Source organism: Cyclobacterium xiamenense (genome assembly GCF_009467825.1).
Classification (GTDB): domain Bacteria; phylum Bacteroidota; class Bacteroidia; order Cytophagales; family Cyclobacteriaceae; genus Cyclobacterium; species Cyclobacterium xiamenense.
On record NZ_WIOK01000027.1, the window covers coordinates 48,720 to 69,487 of the forward strand.

The 20,768-nt window shown below is 49.7% G+C and carries 20 protein-coding genes and 1 tRNA gene; 11 read left to right on the top strand and 10 right to left on the bottom strand.

Going from position 1 to position 20,768, the window contains the following annotated elements; genetic code table 11:
• Position 1: 1 nt before the first annotated feature.
• The 3 genes from thrA to GCU44_RS17825 all read right to left on the bottom strand — a co-directional run bounded on the left by thrA (position 2) and on the right by GCU44_RS17825 (position 4,341).
• Positions 2–2,449 carry a bifunctional aspartate kinase/homoserine dehydrogenase I gene (gene thrA / locus GCU44_RS17815; protein ID WP_154858250.1) on the bottom strand — a complete coding sequence of 816 codons (2,448 nt, stop codon included), beginning with the start codon at positions 2,447–2,449 and terminating at the stop codon, positions 2–4.
• Between the two features lie 514 nt (positions 2,450–2,963).
• Complete coding sequence (locus GCU44_RS17820; protein WP_154858252.1) at positions 2,964–3,650, bottom strand: GIN domain-containing protein; 687 nt, start codon at positions 3,648–3,650, stop codon at positions 2,964–2,966.
• Between the two features lie 10 nt (positions 3,651–3,660).
• Positions 3,661–4,341: an SDR family NAD(P)-dependent oxidoreductase gene (locus tag GCU44_RS17825; RefSeq protein WP_154858254.1), complete on the bottom strand. Its 681-nt coding sequence runs from the start codon at positions 4,339–4,341 to the stop codon at positions 3,661–3,663.
• Positions 4,342–4,423: 82 nt separating this feature from the next.
• Here GCU44_RS17825 and GCU44_RS17830 point away from each other — a divergent pair, with 82 nt between their 5' ends.
• The 3 genes from GCU44_RS17830 (at position 4,424) to GCU44_RS17840 (ending at position 6,646) form a co-directional block, all read left to right on the top strand.
• Positions 4,424–5,308, top strand: coding sequence for a mechanosensitive ion channel family protein (locus tag GCU44_RS17830; protein WP_154858256.1), 885 nt, complete (start codon positions 4,424–4,426; stop codon positions 5,306–5,308).
• Positions 5,295–5,633, top strand: coding sequence for an MGMT family protein (locus tag GCU44_RS17835; protein WP_154858258.1), 339 nt, complete (start codon positions 5,295–5,297; stop codon positions 5,631–5,633). Before GCU44_RS17830 ends, GCU44_RS17835 begins: the two co-directional genes overlap by 14 nt.
• Before the next feature lie 323 nt (positions 5,634–5,956).
• Positions 5,957–6,646, top strand: a complete 690-nt coding sequence (locus tag GCU44_RS17840; RefSeq protein WP_154858260.1) for a sugar transferase — start codon at positions 5,957–5,959, stop codon at positions 6,644–6,646.
• 20 nt (positions 6,647–6,666) lie between these two features.
• On the opposite strand, the gene GCU44_RS17845 is transcribed toward GCU44_RS17840, so the two are convergent.
• The gene (locus GCU44_RS17845; RefSeq protein ID WP_154858262.1) at positions 6,667–8,118 is read right to left on the bottom strand and encodes a sodium:solute symporter; all 1,452 of its coding nucleotides are present in this window, start codon (positions 8,116–8,118) and stop codon (positions 6,667–6,669) included.
• A gap of 53 nt (positions 8,119–8,171) precedes the next feature.
• On the opposite strand from GCU44_RS17845, the gene GCU44_RS17850 reads away from it, so the two are divergent.
• The 3 genes from GCU44_RS17850 to GCU44_RS17860 all read left to right on the top strand — a co-directional run bounded on the left by GCU44_RS17850 (position 8,172) and on the right by GCU44_RS17860 (position 9,210).
• Positions 8,172–8,459 (top strand): ATP-dependent Clp protease adaptor ClpS, encoded by a 288-nt coding sequence (locus GCU44_RS17850; RefSeq protein ID WP_154858264.1) that lies wholly within the window; start codon positions 8,172–8,174, stop codon positions 8,457–8,459.
• 11 nt (positions 8,460–8,470) lie between these two features.
• Positions 8,471–9,091, top strand: a complete 621-nt coding sequence (gene recR, locus GCU44_RS17855; RefSeq protein ID WP_154858266.1) for a recombination mediator RecR — start codon at positions 8,471–8,473, stop codon at positions 9,089–9,091.
• A gap of 42 nt (positions 9,092–9,133) precedes the next feature.
• Positions 9,134–9,210, top strand: a tRNA-Ala gene (locus GCU44_RS17860).
• Between the two features lie 49 nt (positions 9,211–9,259).
• On the opposite strand, the gene GCU44_RS17865 is transcribed toward GCU44_RS17860, so the two are convergent.
• Together GCU44_RS17865 and GCU44_RS17870 are read right to left on the bottom strand one after the other, a co-directional pair.
• The gene (locus GCU44_RS17865; RefSeq protein WP_154858269.1) at positions 9,260–10,621 is read right to left on the bottom strand and encodes a sulfatase family protein; all 1,362 of its coding nucleotides are present in this window, start codon (positions 10,619–10,621) and stop codon (positions 9,260–9,262) included.
• A gap of 557 nt (positions 10,622–11,178) precedes the next feature.
• Complete coding sequence (locus tag GCU44_RS17870; protein ID WP_154858271.1) at positions 11,179–11,733, bottom strand: hypothetical protein; 555 nt, start codon at positions 11,731–11,733, stop codon at positions 11,179–11,181.
• Between the two features lie 15 nt (positions 11,734–11,748).
• Here GCU44_RS17870 and GCU44_RS17875 point away from each other — a divergent pair, with 15 nt between their 5' ends.
• Complete coding sequence (locus tag GCU44_RS17875) at positions 11,749–11,949, top strand: hypothetical protein (protein ID WP_154858273.1); 201 nt, start codon at positions 11,749–11,751, stop codon at positions 11,947–11,949.
• Between the two features lie 81 nt (positions 11,950–12,030).
• Here the strand turns inward: GCU44_RS17875 and GCU44_RS17880 are convergent, their stop codons facing one another.
• The 3 genes from GCU44_RS17880 to GCU44_RS23410 are packed head-to-tail and all read right to left on the bottom strand — an operon-like array spanning position 12,031 to position 14,666.
• A complete protein-coding gene (locus tag GCU44_RS17880) occupies positions 12,031–13,149 on the bottom strand; it encodes a glycerate kinase family protein (protein WP_154858275.1) in 1,119 nt (372 codons plus the stop codon).
• Positions 13,146–14,504, bottom strand: coding sequence for an alanine/glycine:cation symporter family protein (locus GCU44_RS17885; protein WP_154858277.1), 1,359 nt, complete (start codon positions 14,502–14,504; stop codon positions 13,146–13,148). Before GCU44_RS17885 ends, GCU44_RS17880 begins: the two co-directional genes overlap by 4 nt.
• A gap of 30 nt (positions 14,505–14,534) precedes the next feature.
• Positions 14,535–14,666 carry a hypothetical protein gene (locus GCU44_RS23410; protein ID WP_262885332.1) on the bottom strand — a complete coding sequence of 44 codons (132 nt, stop codon included), beginning with the start codon at positions 14,664–14,666 and terminating at the stop codon, positions 14,535–14,537.
• Between GCU44_RS23410 and proB the strand changes: the two genes are divergently transcribed.
• The 4 genes from proB to GCU44_RS17905 all read left to right on the top strand — a co-directional run bounded on the left by proB (position 14,665) and on the right by GCU44_RS17905 (position 18,846).
• Positions 14,665–15,750 (top strand): glutamate 5-kinase, encoded by a 1,086-nt coding sequence (gene proB, locus GCU44_RS17890; protein ID WP_154858279.1) that lies wholly within the window; start codon positions 14,665–14,667, stop codon positions 15,748–15,750. The two genes, GCU44_RS23410 and proB, sit on opposite strands and share 2 nt — an antisense overlap.
• A 27-nt stretch (positions 15,751–15,777) precedes the next feature.
• Positions 15,778–17,028 (top strand): glutamate-5-semialdehyde dehydrogenase, encoded by a 1,251-nt coding sequence (locus tag GCU44_RS17895; RefSeq protein WP_154858281.1) that lies wholly within the window; start codon positions 15,778–15,780, stop codon positions 17,026–17,028.
• Entirely contained in the window at positions 16,992–17,528 is a 537-nt protein-coding gene (locus tag GCU44_RS17900) for a DUF1905 domain-containing protein (RefSeq protein ID WP_154858283.1), read from the top strand. Before GCU44_RS17895 ends, GCU44_RS17900 begins: the two co-directional genes overlap by 37 nt.
• A gap of 94 nt (positions 17,529–17,622) precedes the next feature.
• Positions 17,623–18,846 carry a DUF418 domain-containing protein gene (locus tag GCU44_RS17905; RefSeq protein WP_154858285.1) on the top strand — a complete coding sequence of 408 codons (1,224 nt, stop codon included), beginning with the start codon at positions 17,623–17,625 and terminating at the stop codon, positions 18,844–18,846.
• A 338-nt stretch (positions 18,847–19,184) separates the two neighbouring features.
• On the opposite strand, the gene GCU44_RS17910 is transcribed toward GCU44_RS17905, so the two are convergent.
• Positions 19,185–20,618 (bottom strand): S41 family peptidase, encoded by a 1,434-nt coding sequence (locus GCU44_RS17910; RefSeq protein ID WP_161993967.1) that lies wholly within the window; start codon positions 20,616–20,618, stop codon positions 19,185–19,187.
• Positions 20,619–20,768: the final 150 nt, after the last annotated feature.

The following is a 20,768-nucleotide window of genomic DNA, read 5'->3' on the forward strand; positions in this document are numbered from 1 at the left end:
TTTACCTTGAATAATTTCCTAATCGGATGATATCTGCAAATACGCCCGCAGCGGTAACATCCGCTCCGGCGCCCGGCCCTCTGATAATCATCGGAAACTCGTGGTAGCGCTCGGTGGTAAACAGGATCATGTTATCGCTTCCGACGAGTGAATAAAAGGGATGGGTGCTATCCACCGACTTCAGCCCTACCGTGGCTTTTCCGTTTTCCAGTACCGCCATAAACCGAAGCTTCTCATTTTTTTGATCGGCCTCGGCCAGCAATTGTTTGAAATGGCCGTCGTGGTCTTTTAACTTCTCGAGAAACACATCAACCGAGTCCAAGTGGGCACAATCCTCGGGCACCATGCTTTGAACAGAGACGTCTTCGAAATGCAATTCCTGTTCGGCTTCCCTCCCCAGGATTAGAATTTTTCGGGCCACATCCATTCCACTCAAATCGTCCCTCGGATCTGGTTCGGTATAGCCTTTTTCTTTGGCCTGCGCCACCACCTCACTAAACGGCGCACCTTTACTCAGCTCGCTGAAAATGTAATTCATCGAACCACTCAGCACCCCTTCGATCTTGATCACCTTATCCCCACTTAAAATCAAATCCTGCAGGGTATTGATAACAGGAAGCCCGGCAGCCACGTTCGTTTCGTAGAGGAACTTGATGTTTCGCTGACCCGAAAGCTTTTTTAGGGCTTTGTATTTTTCCAGTGGTCCCGAATTGGCTTTCTTATTTGGGGTGACAATGGCGACCTTGGATTCAAGCACGCGTTCATAGGTATCCGCCACTTCCTGGCTGGCGGTGCAATCCACCAACACGGAATTGGAAAAATTCATGCTATTCATGGTATTTAGAAAAACCTGCAGATTCATCGGCAAGTCTTTCTCGGCGGGGACAGGGACGGTAGACAGGTCAAATCCATCTTCATCGAAGGACATGAATCGGGAGTTGGCCAAGCCGTGGATTTTGATATCCAGCATGTATTCCTCCTGCAATTTAGCCAATTGACTTTGGATCATCTTTATCAATGCCTTCCCGATCAGACCTACTCCAATCAGGAATACATGGAGTACCTTGTTGTCCGACAGAAAAAAGGCTTCGTGCAAAGCATTGAGTCCTTTTTGCAAATCGGATTGCTTGATCACCGCCGAAATATTCAACTCGGAGCTTCCCTGTGCAATGGCTGAGACATTGATGTTGTTTCTACCCAATGCCTGAAATAACCGTCCGCTTGCGCCGGGATGATGCTTCATGTTTTCTCCGACCACGGCAATCACCGCCATGTTTGGCATGATCTGCACCTTATCCATTTCTCCGGCCAGGATCTCGTAATGAAATTCGGATTCCAGCACTTCCCTGGCCAGGTCCGCATCGTCACTTTTTATGGCGATGCAGATGCTGTGCTCGGAAGAGGCCTGGCTTATCAGCACCACATTTACCTGGGCCCTTGCCAGGGTACCGAATACCCGACTACTAACGCCCACGACCTCGACCAATCCGGAGCCCTGTACATTTAACAGAGAGATGTGGCTCAAGGAGGAGATGCCTTTGATCAATTTGCTATTTTCGGAGGTCTCGCAAATCAGCGTACCTTCGGCTTCGGGCTGAAAGGTGTTTTTGATGTAAACAGGCACCTTTCGCCGCATGGCCGGCTGCATGGTGGCAGGAAAGACTACTTTTGCACCAAAATGAGACAACTCCATGGCTTCACTGTAGCTAAGCTGGGGGATCGTAATGGCCGAATACACCAGCTTGGGGTCTGCTGTCATCACCCCGGATACGTCTGTCCATATCTCCAGGCTAGTTGCCTTCAAGGCGGCTGCAAAAATGGCGGCGGTGTAATCCGACCCACTTCTTCCCAGGGTAGTGGTCTCCCCTTTGTCCGTAGATGCCACAAATCCCGTAATTACCAACAAGCCCTTATTTTTGGAGTAAAAATCGTATATCAACTGATTGGTAGTCGGAAAAATAACCTTGGCGTTGCCAAACCGATCGTTGGTACGGATAAGGTCTCGGGCATCCACAAACCGGGCATTCAGTCCAGCCACCTTCAATGCCTCTGCCAGAACAAATGCGGATATACGCTCTCCAAAACTCACCACGTAATCAGAAGTACGCGGAGAAAATTCTTTGATCAGAAAAATCCCGTGGTACAGGTCCTCCAATTCGTTAAACCGCACTTTAACATAGGTCAGTACACTGGATTGCTTTTGTACCGGAATCAGTTGCTTTACCAGTTGCAGGTGTCTCTTCTCCATGTCCAGCAGCAAGGCCTGGTAAGACGGATCGTTTTGCCTGGCCAAATGGGCACATTTCAGCAGGTTTTCCGTCACTCCCCCAAAGGCAGAAAAAACCACTGCCAACTCTTCCTCTTGCGATGCTTTTTGTATGATCGACAGCACGGTGGTGATGCTATCCAAATCAGCGATTGACGAACCTCCGAATTTTACTATTTTCATTGCTACTTTTTATCGGTTAAACTATAAGAGAAAAGGCTGTGAGAAACCTTTTAGGACTGGGAAAGGATGCATCGTTTCTCGGGATTACCCCGTGATGGTCGTGGTGGTACCGGTAGAAAAAATACGGCAGTCAGCTGTCCGGATTGCTCCGGAAGCCGTGTAATGGAAACTACTTCTTACTGCGAAAACCATGCTTCTTTGTTTGAAGGGACAATTCTAAGGACAAATTTTATATATCACAAGTTTTTCAGCGTAGAAATGCCCTCAGAACCAGGTACAGCAGCGGGATTACCGCTGCGAATGCTCGCGATCCTCCGCACCCTTCATGCAATGGGCAGGTAACCCGCGCCGCTACCTGACAAGGCATCCCGCTGTTGTCCCAAAACCCCGACCTCAGCACCAAAACGTTCGCAGTAGCGTCGGGCTATTGACGAAAAAACCGGCCCGAACCGGGAAACAGGGCAGCAACGACTTGCTTCGTGAGAGGCAATTCCGTTGCCGCACCCCTCGTTGACTACCATTTTTCGATGGCTCCTCCGACAGTCTCTTTGATGTCGATGACGTTAGGCGTTCCTTTGTATTTTACCCGACCCCGAGTGGCTGCCGACCCTTTGAGTGACTCTGTCACTTCAAAAGAACCGGAAGCATTGGTATTTGTACGTACTTCCGCATGGGTGACCTGCAGGTCTTCGCCATCGATTTCCGCATTGGTAAACGCATTGTAGTCCAGGTTATTTGCCTTACCCTTGACATACATTTTTGAATTGGTCTGTGCACGTAGGTACAGATCATCCGCATTCACTTCCGCCTCCAGGTAGCCGTTACTGGCAACCTGAAGCCGTATGGATTTACTTTCCAAGGCATTTTTCAGGATCACACGCGCCCCTGTATCCACCTCTACATCGTCCAGTTTGACGTAGGTAAGCACCACTTTCACGGAACTGGATTTTGGGTTGCTACCGGGAACGGAGATTTCCAATTTTCGCTTGTTCACTTTTGTTTCTACATTCCCGGGATCGATTCCAGATGCAGTAATGGTTACTTCGTACTGATCACCAGCAACAAGCTCTGCTTCAATGGAATTGCTTATCAGGAGTTGATCAAAAGCGGAAAGGCTGCGCGATTCGGAAACGGTCTGGGCCTGAAGCAGGGTGGAAAAACACAGCGCTGCAAAGATTGAGAATACGTTTATATTATTCATAGTTGCTTTTTTAATGAACACCACCATACAATTTAAAGGTCATGTTTCGAAGCGCTGTATTGGTTGCCGCATAATGCATGGCTTCGGCAATCTCAGCAGGCTTTACCCATTGACCGAAATCCGCATCGGGCATGGACTCCCGGTTGGGTGGAGTGTCAATAATACTGGGAACAAACACGTGCGACCGCACCTTGAGATCGGCTGTCTCGTTGGCGATAAATTCCGCCAGATCAATCACCAATCCCTTACTCAGCGCATAGGCCACGACGTCCTTTCCCTCGTTGGGTTGCAAGGCAGGTTTGGCCCCTACAAAAAGAAAGGTGCCGTTATTGGCTTTCTTCATGATCGGAAGGAAGTTTTTCACCATGTTAAAGGCACTAAAGAAGTTGAGACGAATCATGTTTTCCAGGTCCTTGGTCCCAGTGGTTTCGATGCCCCCCATCCCAAAACCGCCTACCAGCAATGCGACGCACTCCAGGTCCCCGTACTGCAACTGGTACTCTTTCGCAAAAGCTGCCACTGCGGATTCGTCGGTAACGTCCACCTGATAGGTATCATCCGCTTCCTCTACTTCGTGTCCACTATCGGGCTCGATGACGGCGATCACTTGAAACCCCTCTCGTTTAAATTTACTCACTACTGCCCTACCTAAATTCCCAGCACTTCCCGTAATGATAATATTTCTATTCATGCGATTATTTAGTTTGGTTACAATCTGGTACTTTTGCATGGCGAAAGCCAAAACATAAAATTAAGATTTATTTTTAAGAAACATGGTCGAATTGGGAAAAAGCAAGCTAGAGGCAAACGAACGCAAACGACGAATCGCCTTTGCGGTGAAGGTTCTCGCCTACATGAGCTTGTTTTTTCTTCAGGAGATTCTGGATTGGGAAAAAGAGCCCCTGCTACGTCGATTGTCCTCCCTGATGGATGCGCTGATTTTTCTTCTGGCAGGCAACCTACTGGTTTCGCTGGGAAGGCTGTTTCTGGTCCGGTTTTACCTGCGAAAAAAGAAATCCGAGTCCCTCCACTCCAATTTCGTACTGGGGATCAATCACATCGCCAACCTGCTGAATGTGGTTTTTTTCCTGTTTGCCGTGATGATCTTTTTTCAGATCAAACCGATCGAATTTTTAGGTAGCATTGCCCTGGTGGCAGCAGCCATCGCCATATTGTCCAAAGATTACATCACCAATATGTTCAACGGGCTGATCATCATGTTTTCGGATCAGATCACCCTGGGAGATTACATTCAGGTAACCGATCAGAAAGGTAAAATACAAGATATCACGCTGCTCAATGTAGTGCTAATGAACGACGACGGAGATTTGGTGCTGATTCCAAACAGCCTGATCCTCTCTTTTCAGGTGGTTAACCACAGCCGCCAAAGCATACGCAGGCTGACGTTCGAGTTTGAACTCGGCAATCGTCCGGGGCTCAACGTGGATCGGATGGAAGAAACGCTAAAAGCAGTTCTAAAACCCTTCAAACACGAAGTAAAGCAGGACGGGCTCAGCTTGCGAGCAATGGAAGTACGGAAAGAAGCCGTCAAAATGAAACTTCAAATTCAACTCAATACACCGTCCAGGGAGGCAGAAAAGAAAATCAGAAGGAAAATCAATCAAACCCTTATTGATTTGGAACATGAAGCAAGATAAAACCAACTTTTTTGAACTGGTGTACCAGGTAGTCCGACTGATACCACCGGGACGGGTGAGCAGCTACGGAGCCATTGCAGCCTATCTTGGCAGCAAAGGAAGCGCCCGCATGGTGGGTTGGGCCATGAATGCTTCCCATCAGCAGGCGGACATCCCCGCCCATCGGGTGGTCAACCGACAGGGACTGCTTAGCGGCAAACACCATTTCTCCGACCCGCAAGCCATGCAACGACTGCTTGAAAAAGAAGGCATTGCGGTTGAATCTGACCGCGTAAAGGACTTTGACCGACTGTTTTGGGACCCCGCCCAACACCTCCATCTTTGATATTTAGCGGTCAAAACCCCTGAAAAAGACCGTTCCTTTCTTTCATGCAAGCTTTTTGATGTAAAAGGCAAACTTTCGACAGGTAGACAGGTACGAACCGTTTTATAGAATGTATAAAATTTAGTCTTAAAAATTAACTTTTTGTTAATTTTTTGTCGATTTAGGTTATTATTATCAAAAATATTAATTAAAAATTAGGAAATTAAACCACTTTAATCTAGTTTTGAAATACATTTTTAGAAAGACAAAATTCCATCATTGGTTTTGTGGCATGATAATGGTTGGGGAGGTTTAATTCGAAAATTAGAAAAAAAAACTACCATATGGCCTCTACTATTACAGAGAGAAAACCAAAGTCAAAAAGAATACACCGAGTAGGTAGGAAGGTACGTTCGTTCCCGGTCGTATTTTTCGACGAATCCCAGCAAGTTATCAAACGAACGCTGGACTTGCTGATCAGTTTTACCTTGGTGGTATTTGTGTTCTTCTGGTTATTCCCCATCATTGGGGTGCTGATCAAGCTCACCTCTAAAGGTCCACTGATTTTCAAACAGCTCCGGCATGGAAAAGACAACGTTCCTTTTTACTGTTACAAGTTCCGGACCATGTATATCAACGATCAGGCAGATACCGTACAGGCTACAAAGAATGATCCCCGGATCACCCCAATTGGAAAATTTTTGCGGAAAACCAGTCTCGATGAATTGCCTCAGTTTTTCAATGTCATCAAAGGCGATATGTCCATCGTGGGACCCAGGCCACATGCTGTTCCCATGAATTACAAGTTTTCTGCGGAGATTGATAACTTCATGTTCCGTCATACGGTCAAACCCGGGATCACGGGTCTGGCACAGGCAAAAGGATTCCGGGGGGAAACACGGGACTTCTACGACATTTATTCCCGATGCAAGCTCGATATTTTTTATGTCAACAATTGGTCACCCCTATTGGATCTAAAGATCATCTTCTGGACATTCCTTTCCTTGTTGCTTCATAAGGACCAGGCGTATTGACCTTAGGTGTCGCTCGTGCCTTAATGGATCGGTTTCTGCCGGACAAGCAAAAGACCCAAAAACATCAACGCCCCGTTTAGGATCAGCAGTTCAAAACCAAAGCGGTAGCCTCCCAGCCATTGCTCGGATTGGTACGAAATCAAAAAAGAAAGCAAGGGTGCCAGCAGGGCCAGGTAGGGAACCCATTTGTCACGAACCTGAAATCGGGTAAACAGACCAAAGCTATACAGCCCAAGCAAGGGTCCATAGGTATATCCGGCGATGGTAAAAACCGCGTTGATCACACTCTGATCGTTGATCCATCGGAAGGCAAGTATCACAAAAAACATCAGCAGGGTAAATCCCAGGTGGACTTGTTTCCGGATTCGAACGGCAGCAGCGGCTTCGTAGCGTTTCGTAATTTCAAGAAAATCGTAGCAGAAAGAAGTAGTCAAAGCGGTAAGCGTGGAATCCGCACTGCTGTAAGCGGCAGCAGTGATCCCCAATACAAATACCACCCCTGCAAACGTGGAAAAATACGAGGTGGCCAGGAACGGATACAAATCATCCGACCGCTCCGGCAGCGTCAATTGATTTTTCGCAGCGTATAGGTATAGCAATACACCCAAGGCCAAAAAAATCAGGTTGACCACCACCAGGATGTTTGTAAACCAAAACATGTTTTTCTGGGCATCCTTCAGGTTTCGGCACGTGAGATTTTTTTGCATCATGTCCTGGTCCAAACCTGTCATGACAATGACGATAAAAGCTCCTGAGAAAAACTGCTTGAAAAAGTTTGTCCCGGAACGCCAGTCCCAGTCGAAAATCCGGGAATAGGGCTGATCCGCTACCATCCCTACCAATTCGCCGACACCGCTAATCCCCAACTCTCTCGAAACCAACACCATGCTCACCCCAACGGCCAGCAACATAAACAGCGTTTGGAGGGTATCTGTCCACACCACGGTTTTGATGCCTCCCCGAAACGTGTATAGCCAGATAAGGGTAACGGTGATCAATACGGCACCCCAAAACGGAATTCCCCACCGATCGAATAAAATCAGTTGCAACACCGCCGCTACCAAAAATACGCGGATGGACGATCCAAGGGTCCGGGAAAGAATAAAGAAAAAGGCCCCGGTCTTATACGACCAAAAACCAAAACGATCTTCCAGGTAAGCGTAGATGGAAACCAGCTCCAATCGGTAATACAAAGGAAGCAGCACCTTGGCGATCACCGCATAGCCTACGGTATAGCCCAACACCAATTGGAAATAATAAAAGTTACTATTGCCCACTTCCCCAGGGACGGAAATAAAGGTCACCCCGGACAGGGACGCTCCGATCATTCCAAAAGCCACCAAAAACCAGGGCGATTGCCTGTCACCGGTAAAAAACGTATCTGCCGTTAATTTTCTGGAAGTAAGCCAGGAAATAAGGAACAACAATAAAAAATAGGACGTTATGACAATTACTACTACATTTGAATCCATATTGCTTCAGGCTAAAGGCCGATAAAGTTGTGATTAATTATTAACTTTGCAAAATGAAACCTTTAGAACATTTAGCGGAAACAGAAGAAGAATTATTGCTTGATGAGCAGGTAGATAAAGAGGAACACGACCTGGTGGTTTTCAACGATGACTTCAATACGTTCGAACACGTCACCAAGATTCTGATCAAGGTTTGCAAGCACAGCCAGGAACAAGCCGAGCAGTGCACCATGATCATTCATTACAAAGGCAAGTGCTCCGTAAAAAAAGGCAGCATTGGAAAGTTGAAACCCATGTGTGAGTCCATTCTCGATGCAGGCATTCAAGCCACCATTGTCTAACTCCGCCTTTGGTGAATTTCCCTTCAAAATTAATAGAAGATGCGGTCGCCGAAATCAGCCGCCTTCCGGGTATCGGTAAGAAAACAGCCCTACGGCTGACACTACACCTACTCAAACAAAACGAACCCGTCACGGTTTCGCTGGCGGAATCCCTGCTTTCCCTACGAAAGAATATCCGGTATTGCACCCGCTGCCACAACGTATCCGATGGAGAAATTTGTAGCATCTGCGCGGGGAACAAGCGGGACAAAAGCATCATTTGCGTGGTAGAAGACCTACCCGACTTACTGGCCATCGAAAACACCAATCAGTATTCCGGGCTGTACCATGTGCTGGGAGGAGTGATTTCTCCCATTCAGGGCATCGGTCCGGACGAGTTGAAAATTGAATCGCTGATCCAACGGATCGATCAGCCAGATGGTGAGCAGCCGGTATCGGAGATCATTATGGCCCTTCCGGGCACCATGGAAGGAGACACCACCGCTTTTTACCTCACACGTAAACTGCAAGACAAGGGTATCAAGATAAGTACCATTGCCCGGGGAATTCCAGTGGGCGGAGAGCTGGAATACACCGACGAGGTGACGCTTGGACGAAGCATCCTGACGCGTATAAAATATTCCACGGAATAATTTGGTGATTGGATTTCCCTATTTATATTTGCACTCCCATTTGGGGGATTAGCTCAGTTGGCTAGAGCGCTACACTGGCAGTGTAGAGGTCATCGGTTCGAATCCGTTATCCTCCACCACCATCACTACTGAAACCCTGCGGCATTTCTGTCGCAGGGTTTTTTCTTGCTACCGCCGTTGATGGGCCAGGGCATCCAACTCGGTTTGCTGTCCCTCGTCGCCACAGGCTTCCATCCAGGCCAGCAATTCCCCACGCAATTCCCGGATCACTTCCGCATAGGTAGGATCTCCCGCAAGGTTGACCAGGCACCACCGGTCGTTCTTGATGTGGTACAGCTCTTCGGTTGGCCGATGACTGTATTTCCTTACCAGGTTTTCCGCCCCTTCGTCGGTCTGCGCAGCCGCAAGCCAGGACTTGTACCAGTCACTTACCCGGTCTCCGTTTGTCTCGATATTGCGGAACGGCACCTCGGGCGTCAGGTTCCAAATGTACCGGTACTCGGCATCCACCACCGAACGGATGCCGTAATGCTCGCTTCCGTGGATGATTCCACGAGTCGTCTGTAAACTAAATGAGTAATCCTTTCCCGCCTCGCTACGGCCTTCAAGCAAGGGCCACAGGCTATGTCCATCCAGGTGCTCCGGTGCCGTCCCTCCCCCCAGCTCGATGAAGGTCGGTACCAAATCGGTATAGTCCACGATGGCCTCCGACTCCGAACCAGCCGGTATGCGATCGGGCAGTCGGGCGATCAGCGCCGACTTCACTCCCGCTTCGTACAGGGTCCATTTCGCAAAGGGAAAACTGTTGCCCTGCTCGCTTGCAAAAACAAACAGGGTATTTTCATCCAAATTGTATTTTCCCAGCAGGTCCAGGGCCTGTCCCACCTGCCCGTCCATGTAGCTGATTTCCGCCAGGTACCGGGAAAAAGCATCCCGCGTTTCCGGAGTATCAACGAAGTTTGGCGGGAGTTGAATCGATTGCGCATTGTACTGCGTAGGGTTTCCCTTATCCCAGGGACTATGCGGCTCATTGGAGCAGAGAAATAGGGCAAAGGGCTGCTTCGAGGCCGTCACTTCTTGTAGAAACCCTTCCACTTTTACAAAATCGGGGTTTTTATCATTGTCCAGGTATTCGAATGGAAAAACTTCTTCCGGATAAATGTGGCGTTTGCCCGCCTGGGCCACCCGGTATCCGAGCGGTTCCAGGTAATGAACCAGGCTCTTGGTGCCTTCCTCCGCAAACGTATGGTTGGGGTAGGCACCGGTTTTTACCGGGTACAGACCGGTTAGCAGATTGTGCCGGGTAGGCGAACACATGGGTGCTGCCTGGTAACACCGGTTGAATTTCATTCCCTCCCGGGCGAGCCGGTCAATGGCTGGCGTCTTTGCATCCGGGCTACCGTAGGAAGACAGGTCCCAGTTGGTGCAATCGTCTGCCAGGAAGAAAACAATATTCGTTTTTTGTGCGACGGCAGGTAGGCAGCCGAATAGGCAACAAGCAAGGAACAGGTACTGAAACGGTTTCTTCATGAGTATTGGGTTTAGCGATATGCAAATAACCTTAGCGAGATCAGGTATAATCGGCCAATCACGGGGGGAAAACGAACGCTTTTCATGCCTCTATCGGGACGTAGGTTGGGTCCGCTACCCGGAAATCGCCGGACAAAACAGCTCTAAAAACCGTACAAGACTCCCGAAGGCTAACGGGCATCCTTTCTGGCGATATAAAACCCATAACTGTAATGTACCTGGTGCCGTTCGTAAAGGTTAATTTCCTGCTGATGTGCGGCAACTACCTTTTTCGCCAGTTCCGAATGCTTGTGCCGCGTCAAAAAAGCCGGAAACCGCTCCTGCAATGGTTTGTAATAATTTGATAGCCAGCTTTGGGGAGATAGGAAGAAATACCCTACCAGGGAGTACCCGTTGGCTTCCAGCTGATTGATTTTCGTTGCGGCGGTGCCGATTTCCGGGTATTCCCTAGACCAAAATTCGACGATTTCCTTCGGACGGCTAGAGCTGACCCAGGTAACTTCACTGACAGCCAGGTAGCCCCCTACCTTCAGGTACTCCTTCCACTGCCGGATACCTTACTTAAAACCAACCCCTATGCCCAATCCAAACCAGCCCGCAGTAAAGCCGGTTCCTCTCAAGATTAATGGGTTCCAGTGAAACTGAAACATAACGCCCGATTTCTTTGGTTGATACCGGTACCCCATGGAAAGAAAGCCACCTACCACGGCAAATCCTTCGCCGGTGATGTACTCGTAATCGTCCAGGGTGCCGGCTTCCGAGCTAAAACTGGCGTAGACAGGAAGCAGGCCCGCACCGGTCACAAACGAGCTTCGCTTTTTCCCCACCAAATGGTTGATTTCCAGCGGAAAGGTAACGATTCCTAACGACACTTCAGAATCTATATCCGAGGTAGTGGTGGAGATTCCGCCTACCCCTGCCCGAAACCCAATGCCGTCCATGACACCTTTTTTTAACCGCATGTCGTAATTTACCCCCGCTAGGATGTGACTTCCCAAAAACTCCGCGTAGACATTCTTGTGGCGGGTGTCGAATTGCGGGATCTTATCCTGTGCAAAAGCGAGTGGCTGTAGTGCCAAAAATAGCGCGATGATCAAAACACTTTTTTTCATGGTTTTTATAAACTAATGGATAAAAGAAAATCACGTGTACCAAACCCGGCGATCAAGACAACGGGGATTATCGAGTGGGAAATCACTGGAGACAAATCCTGCGTATTCTCACCGCTTTGCATTCACCGTAACGAACGATACAAATCCGTGACATGCACCTTCGGTCGCTCTTCCTTCGGTATCCACAGGACGGCCAGGTACACCTACCTCTCCTGACCCTTAGACGCCTAAAAATAAATAAATTATTCATTGCATGGGGCAGATCAACGAAAAAAAAATTACGATTCGTGCCGGCACCTACACCGGATATCCATCCAAACTACCGTTTAGCCGCTGCAGTAGCGCCGCCCGTAGATTCGATTCGGCCTCAAGGGCCAGCCTTGGCGAGGAAAAATTCAGGTCCGGAAGGCGCAGTACTTCGTCAAATCCGGCATCCTTGCCCTCCTCACCAGAGGTGATTAGCCAACACTTTTTGCCGTGTTTTTTTGCCAACTGCAGCAATTCGTAACTTCCTTTTCCATGGGCCGACTGGGAATCAAACCTGCCCTCACCGGTAAGTACCAAATCCGCCTGCCGGATTCGCTCTTCCATACCGGTTTTTTCAAAAAAATACCGGGCTCCCTGTTTCAAATCCACCGGAAAAAAGGCCCGTAGCCCCAATGCAATCCCTCCGGCTGCCCCAAAACAGGCCTGATCCTCCAGCGCCCATTTGGACTTTTTCTGCATCAATGCAAAAAGCTTTCCGGCAGCTTCCAAAAACGGACCTTGCTTGGGTTCGGTGAGGCCCTTTTGGGGACCAAAGACCGGAACGGCCCCTTCCGGTCCAAAAAAGGTATTGCCGACATCACAAAGGCAGGTTATTCGCAGCGAGGGAAGGCGTACCGGCAACTGTATGTGTGCGATTTTTGCCAGAAAACCGGGTGCAAACGGAATCAGTTCCCGTCCATTTTTGTCCAAAAACTGCAGTCCCAGTGCCTGAAGGATACCGGTCCCCATATCGATGGTGGCGCTCCCACCCAGGCCCAGCACCAGGTGGGCGGCACCCTCCGCCAGGGCCAGCCGGATTAATTCCCCTGTCCCGTAGGTACTGCTGGTCCAGGGATCCCTTTCGTAATCGGTAAGCCCCTTGATTCCGGAAACCGTGGATACATCCAAAAAGGCGGAGCGGGTGGCCGGTTCGTACCCGAAAAAGCCCCGCTTGGGCCTGCCCAATGGACCGCATACCCAGGCCTCCACTTTTTCCAGACCCAGCTGTTGGCTCAGCAGAAAACAGGTGCCATCTCCACCGTCAGCGATGGGACAGCTATCGATGCGATCATCGCGCCGAAAGCTGCCAATGACCTCCGCAATAATCGCAGCGGCATGGTCCGCTTCCAGCGTGCCCTTAAACGCATTTGGTGCAATCAACCAATTCATTTTTCGTCGAGAAGCTTCATCCGTTCAAAATAATCTTTGGTGGCTGCGATCACCTTTGGAGAGAGGTAAAGCGCTGAGATCATGGTGGGAAAGGCCATCACGGCGTACATCCCGTCCACAAAACTCATGACCACACTTAGGGAAGTGACCGCCCCCCCGACGATCGTGATGAGGTAAAAGTAATTGTAATAATCCGCCTTGTCGGCACCAAACAGGTAATTGAAGCATTTGTGCCCATAATACGAGTACGTAAACATGGTCGAGAGAGCAAAAATCAGTACAGCCGCCATAAGCAGGTATTTGCCAATGCCCGGCAGTCCTTGTTCGAAAGCCGAAAGCGTCAACAACACCCCATCCCGTTCACCGGATTTCCAAACCCCGGTAACCAGAATAACCAGGGCGGTCAGGGTACATACCACGATGGTATCGATGAAGGGGCCCAGCATGGCGATCAGACCTTCCCGCACCGGCTCGCTGGTTTTGGAGGCCCCGTGGACCATGGGGGCGGTACCGATTCCCGCTTCATTAGAGAACGCGGCCCGTCTGGCACCGATAATGATCACCTGACCCACTGCTCCGCCCAGAACCGCCTTTCCTGTAAACGCATCTTCGATGATGTACAGGATCATGGACGGTACCTCACCCAGGTTTTTAAAAAGGATGATGAATACACAAACGAAATACATGGACACCATAAAAGGCACCAACCTGGAAGCTACTTTGGCTATGCGCTGGATGCCTCCCAAAATGACCAGTGCCACCAGCAGCATGACCGTGACCCCGATTATCCAGCGGGATGTCTGTCCCCAGTCCAGGCCAAAGGGACGCAGCAGCACCACCCGCAGCACCTCGGTAAGCTGATTGGCCTGAAAGATGGCCAGTAAGCCCATGATTCCGGCCACACAAAAGATCACCGAGAGAAAGCGCCATTTCTTCCCCATGCCCTCTTCGATCACATACATGGGACCACCCTGAATATGCCCGGATGAATCCTTGCCCCGATACATGATCGCCAGGGTACAGGTGAAAAACTTGGTGGCCATTCCCACAAATGCCGAGACCCACATCCAGAAAATAGCACCTGGACCTCCCGTGCCAATGGCCAGGGCCACCCCGCTGATATTTCCCAAGCCCACGGTGGCCGCAATGGCCGAAGACAGGGCCTGCAAGGAGGTGATGTCTCCGGAGGCATTCGGATCATCGTACTTGCCCCCTACCACTTTCATGGCATGCCGCAAGCCCCGAAAGGGAATCAGCCGGGAATACAACAACATAAAAAAGCCACCTCCCATCAACAAAACCAACAAAGGTGTGCCCCAAATCCAATTACTGAAGGCAATGATTAACTCTCCCAAGATACGTGCGTTTTTTTGGTCAAAATTTGCTTATTTTTCCTCCAAAGTAAGGATAAAATCCGAAAATACACCCGGCCCGATGGGATAAATGGGGCTGCCGTAGTAGCCTATTTGCCGAAAGCTTTCTATTTTTGCGGGAATGCCCGCTAATCTTTTGCCCATGATCCGTAAACCGCAAACCCTTGTCATCAAAATAGGCTCCAATGTACTGACCCTGGACGATGGCAGTCCGGACATGGAACGCATGCGAAATCTGGTGGACCAAATGGCATTTTTACTGGAAAAAGGGCTACGGGTGGTTTTGGTTACATCCGGAGCGGTTGCCTTTGGCCGAAAATCGCAGTCCCTCGCCACCAAAACCGACGCCGTCTCCCGAAAACAAGTCTGGGCGGCCATTGGGCAAATTGCCCTTATCCGCGCCTACCAGGAATTGTTTGCCCAAAAAGGCCATCCCATTGCCCAATTGATGGTGACCAAGGAAGATTTCCGGGACCGAACCCATTACCTGAACATGAAAAACTGCCTGGATGGGCTGCTCAAAAATCAGGTGGTGCCCGTGATCAATGAAAACGACGCGGTAGCTGTTACCGAACTCATGTTTACCGATAACGACGAGCTGGCCGGATTGGTGGCCGCCATGATTGATGCCGACAGCCTGATTTTGCTGACCAATGTGGACGGCATTTACAAAGGGCACCCTTCCGATCCGGAATCCGAATTAATCACCCATGTGGGACAAAAAATGCCCGATCTCAGCCAATACATTGCTACCCAAACCTCCGCTTTTGGTCGGGGTGGCATGTTGACCAAAATGAGCATGGCTAAAAAATCGGCCGATCTTGGTATCGAAGTGTGGATCGCCAATGGAAAAAAAGACGCCGTCTTAATCGACTTTTTCCGACAAGAACTGCGCTGTACCTATTTTGAACCCGGCAAATCCAAACACAACCAAAAAAAATGGATCGCTCATAGCGATACCTATTCCAAAGGAGAAGTCCTCATTAACGAGGGAGCCAAACGGGCCCTGCTTTCTGATAAAATAACCAGCCTGTTGCCCATTGGCATCCAATCAATCAACGGGGATTTTCTGAAAGGAGACATCGTACGGATCCTGGATTCCGAAGGCAAACGAATCGGCCTGGGCAAAGCCGAATACGGGGCCGAAACAGCCCGGGACAAAATTGGCCTCAGCGGACAAAGGCCCCTGATCCATTATGATTACCTTTACATTTCTGAATCGAACTGATTGTTGGCTGGATAAGCTTACCTTTCTATGAAAAACCTGGAGAAAACCTTTCAAGACGTACGGGCCGCCAGCCGGCAGCTATCCCTGGTACCCGAAGCGAAAATCAATAAAGTACTGGATGACCTGGCCATGGCTGCCATCAAATACACCCCGGAAATCCTGGACGCCAACCAGGACGACCTGGACCGGATGGATCCAGCCGACCCCAAATACGACCGGCTCAAACTCAGTGAGGAACGCATCGAAAACATTGCCGAAGACCTTATCAATGTGGCCAAACTGGACTCGCCTCTCGGAGCCATCCTCGCAGAGAAAACGCTGGCAAATGGCCTGAAGCTCCAAAAGGTGCGGGTCCCCATCGGTGTGGTTGGGATCATCTACGAATCCCGTCCCAACGTGACCTTTGACGTCTTTAGCCTCTGCCTGAAAACTGGCAATGCCCTGGTGCTGAAAGGCGGATCAGATGCTCATGCGTCGAATACCGCCATCCTGGAAGTCATCCATTCCGTGCTGGAAAAAAACAAACTGAGCACCGATATTGTCACCCTGCTTCCTGCCGACCGGGAAGCCACCAAAGCGTTGCTGCAGGCAGTTGGCTACGTGGACATCATCATTCCCAGGGGTAGTCAAGGGCTGATTGACTTCGTCCGGGAAAATTCCAAGGTGCCCGTGATCGAAACCGGTGCGGGTATTGTCCATACCTACTTTGACCGCTCGGCAGACCTGGAAAAAGGAACGGCCATTATCTGCAATGCCAAGACCCGGCGGGTAAGTGTCTGCAATGCATTGGATTGCCTGCTGCTGGACAAAAGCCGACTGGGAGACCTCCCCGCCATTGCCCGGCCACTGGCCGAAAAAGGGGTGACGATTTTTGCCGATCAGCCTGCCTTTGAGGCCCTTACCGGATTTTACCCGGAAGACCTGCTTCAGACTGCGGATGAAACGCATTTTGGGACGGAATTTCTATCCCTCAAGATGGCCATCAAAACCGTGGACGGACTGGAAGCCGCTTTGGCCCACATCGCCCAATACAGCAGCAAACATAGCGAAGCGATCATTGCTGAAGACGAAAAAACCATCGCGCACTTCCTGCGGGCGGTGGATGCCGCGGCGGTTTATGCCAATGCCTCCACCGCCTTTACCGATGGCAGCCAGTTTGGGATGGGGGCCGAGATTGGGATCAGTACCCAAAAACTGCACGCCCGGGGTCCCATGGCGCTAGAGGAAATGTGCTCCTACAAATGGCTGATTCGTGGAACCGGGCAAACCCGCCCCTAGAAAACATGGTCGTGCATCCCTATGTAACGCCATTGGTCGACCAACGCAAAGTCCTGGAAAAATTCCCCGGAAAAGGGGGGTGGACCTACGTCTCCCTGCCCGAGGTGCCCTACGAAAACCGGTTTCCCTTCGGGATGTTGCGCGTGTGCGGCAGCCTGGACGGGTACGAACTGGGCACGGTACGGTTGATGCCTAAGGGCAAGCGGGAACTCTTTTTACCGGTGAATGCCGGTATCCGCAAGGCCTTAGGCAAAGAAGCCGGAGCAGAAGTCCGGGTGAAATTGTACAAAGTACCGACACCTACGGCGATTCCCGAGGAATTGTTGGCTTGCTTTCGGGACAGCCCGGGAAGCCTGGAACGGTTTCGCTCCCTTTCCTTGCAAAAACAAACCCTTTATTTGGAGGACATGGAGGATGCCAAAACCCCGGAAAAGCAAGCCGCGGTGATTCTCCGCCTGCTGCGCCTGCTCGAAAAGCTTTCTTCCGGAGATAGGAGGTAGAAAGTTGGCGAGGGATTTTTTTGGCAGACTATTTTTTGAGTGAACAAAGGTGCGTATTTTAGCTAACAGCCATCCCTAAACCTGACAACAGCCTATGCCCGTTCCATTGAGCCCCACCACCGCCCAAGAACGCATCCAATCATTGGATCTGCTACGTGGAATTGCCGTTCTGGGCATCCTGCTTATGAACGTCCAAAGCCTATCCATGCCGGGCGCCGCCTACCTCAACCCCACCGCCTACGGGAATCTCGAAGGAATGAATTACTGGGTTTGGGTACTGAGCCACCTTTTTGCGGATCAAAAATTTATGACGCTATTTTCGGTACTGTTTGGCGCAGGTATGTTGCTGGTAAGTGACCGCATGGAACAAAAATCGCAATCGCCGCTTACGTTTCATCTCAAACGCAATTTTTGGCTATTGATTATTGGACTCGTTCATGCCTATTTGATCTGGTACGGGGATATCCTCGTCGTCTATGCGCTGTGTTCATTTCTTGTGTTTTGGGTCCGGAACAAGTCCCCCCGGACCTTAGTGGTCATCGGCTTACTCGTCCTTTCCATACCTACCTTAATCAACCTGTTTTTCTCGGTTTCCCTCCAATTCATGCCTCCGGATGTGGTGGAGGAATTGGAGCTTGGCTGGCATCCCTCCCCCGAAATGATCGCGGAAGAGCTAGCCGCAGTCACGGGTTCCCTTGCCGCGCAAATCGCACATAATGCGCAGGCTGCACTGGAGATGCATACCTTTGTTTTCGTTGTTTTGTTTTTGTGGCGGGCCTCCGGATTGATGGTAATAGGCATGGCCCTGTACAAATGGGACATTCTAACGGCATCGCGCAGCACCTCGTTTTATCGGAAAGGAATGCTTCTAGGTTTCTCCATCGGAATTCCACTTACAGTGTTTGGGATCGTACAGAATTTCCACGCTGGGTGGTCGATGGACTATTCCCTATTTACCGGAGCGTCTTTTAACTATTGGGGAAGCTTGGCCCAAAGCTTCGGCTACCTCTGCGCGGTGATGTTGTTTTCGAAATCAGCCGCGGCTGCCGGAATCAAACGCCGGTTGGCCGCCATCGGTCAGATGGCCTTGACCAACTACATCGCACAATCGATCATCGGGGTTTTTATTTTTTATGGGCTTGGCTTGGGTTTGTTCGGGCAGGTGGATCGAACAACGCAGGTATGCATCACACTGGGAATATGGATGCTTCAATATATCTGGTCGAAACCCTGGCTGGACTCGTTTCGATTTGGCCCCCTGGAATGGGTCTGGCGCTCCCTAACCTATGGAAAGGCACAACCAATGAAGAAGTCCTAGGGAATAGCTCCACATCCGTGGCTTTTCCCGGGCCTCCACCCGATCCACCCTCCCCCCATCGATGGCATGGCGCCGAAACGGCATCCCCTATTGCGTCGGTCCGGGATTTTATTTGCCTGACTTTGGCTACGGCGGGTGCGAAGCAGGCAGGGATCAATTATTTTCCAACCCTGCCTAGGCGATAGGAGTAACATTGTCAGGCGATGGAATACCAACATGTTTCCGGCTGCAAGCAACCGGGCGTTTATTTTGTTTCGAATAGGAAACGGTACGCTCCCTACTTCCCTTATGCGTTGGCCAGTCGGAATCCTTCTGCTCGTACCAAGCGATTACCGAATCTAATTTCCAATGACTTGGGTCAAAGGGTCGTCTGCCGCATCGACATGAATATCGGGTTCAACCGTTTTTAGGCCTTCTTCCCTGGAATTTGCCACATTATACACAGAGGATACCTGAAATGAGAGCGTTGAGTTCGGTAGGATGAAATTTGCCAGCGCAAAGCCAGTAAATGAGGTTAAATTACCCGTCGGCTGCCCAACGATGGTCCCCATGTTGTAATACTTAAACATTTCAGCAAAGATAGATCCAGCCGAAAAGGTCCGGTGATCGGTAATCAAGTACACCTGTCCAGCAAATCGCTCTTCTTCAGGCAGGGGTGTTTTTAGTTCATAGTTGACTGTCACCAATTCGTTCGGATCAGCCCCATAAAAAACACGGGAATACTCGTTTACCAAATAAATTGGTGTAAACCACCGCAGGCCGATTGGGACAAACGTTCTATCAAATGCTTCTTTGAACTCGGGGGTTATTTTCCAGTAGGCTTTGGAAAGTTTTCGGTAAGGCACCATTGAAATGTATTTTGCCAAATGTTCACCATAGCTATCCGCACCTCCGCTGTGGCCTCTGAAATCCAGTAGTAAATGCGTGCAATTTCTATCCGCCATTGACTGGAAAGATTGCCTGTAAAACTCCAGAACTTCACCTTCATCCCCGTTAAAGTCGGAAATTTTCATAAGTCCAATCCGATTGGTTAGGAATGTGAACGTGTGCGCTACGGTATCCGGATTTTCCGACCTCTTGCGATGTGCCCAAGGTATCCCATTGACTACGATCGAATCCAAATCGGAGTCTTCTTTTGTTCTGTAGTGAATGGTAAAATCGGGACCCCAATCGTAGGTTTTCCATAAGTAAAATCCAAAATCATCTGAAATTTCCAACCGCTTCAGGGCCGGAGTTTCTCTGGTAGCGTGTGTAACTAAATCACGTAGAAGCTGTTCACTGGTTTTTCCATTTATTTTTACGATTTCCGTCCCATTTACCAGGGGATATTCTAACGTATCGTGTGTTGAAATGCGTATTTTATCCCGGCTGACAGTAGCAGAAAAAGGAAAGAAATATCGGTTCTTTTTTACGTAAGCCGCCAACACGTAGCGATCTTCTACTTTCGAATGTGCATCGTTGTAGCCGATAAGAAGTTGGTCGATGAGCCGCCAGAAATGCATCGTTGTCATGCTATCCGGAAGATGGGCCTTAGTCGAATCAACCCTGGAACGCAGCCTACGTTTTTCAACAAACCGATAAGGATAGGGATGAATCCGCTCAAAGGTATGAACGAGGGTGTCTATATCCTGAGCCATTGCTTGCCTGGTCAAATACCGATCGATATCAACAAACCGTACCGAATCATCCAGCGGCACTTCTGACCGTGAAGCCAAATAGGCTAGCATAAGGAACAGCGTTGCCACCAAAAACCATGGAATCAATTTTTTCATTGTATTCGCAATCATAATTCAGAAAGCCGCCCACGCTTTCCGCAGTGGCAAAGCAATGCTATTAAGTTAAGCTTTTTGGTTTATTTTTCTGGTTTCAAAATTGAATAATTTTGATTTTTAGCTTCCCTTTCTTGGCTCTTTATTAAGCTA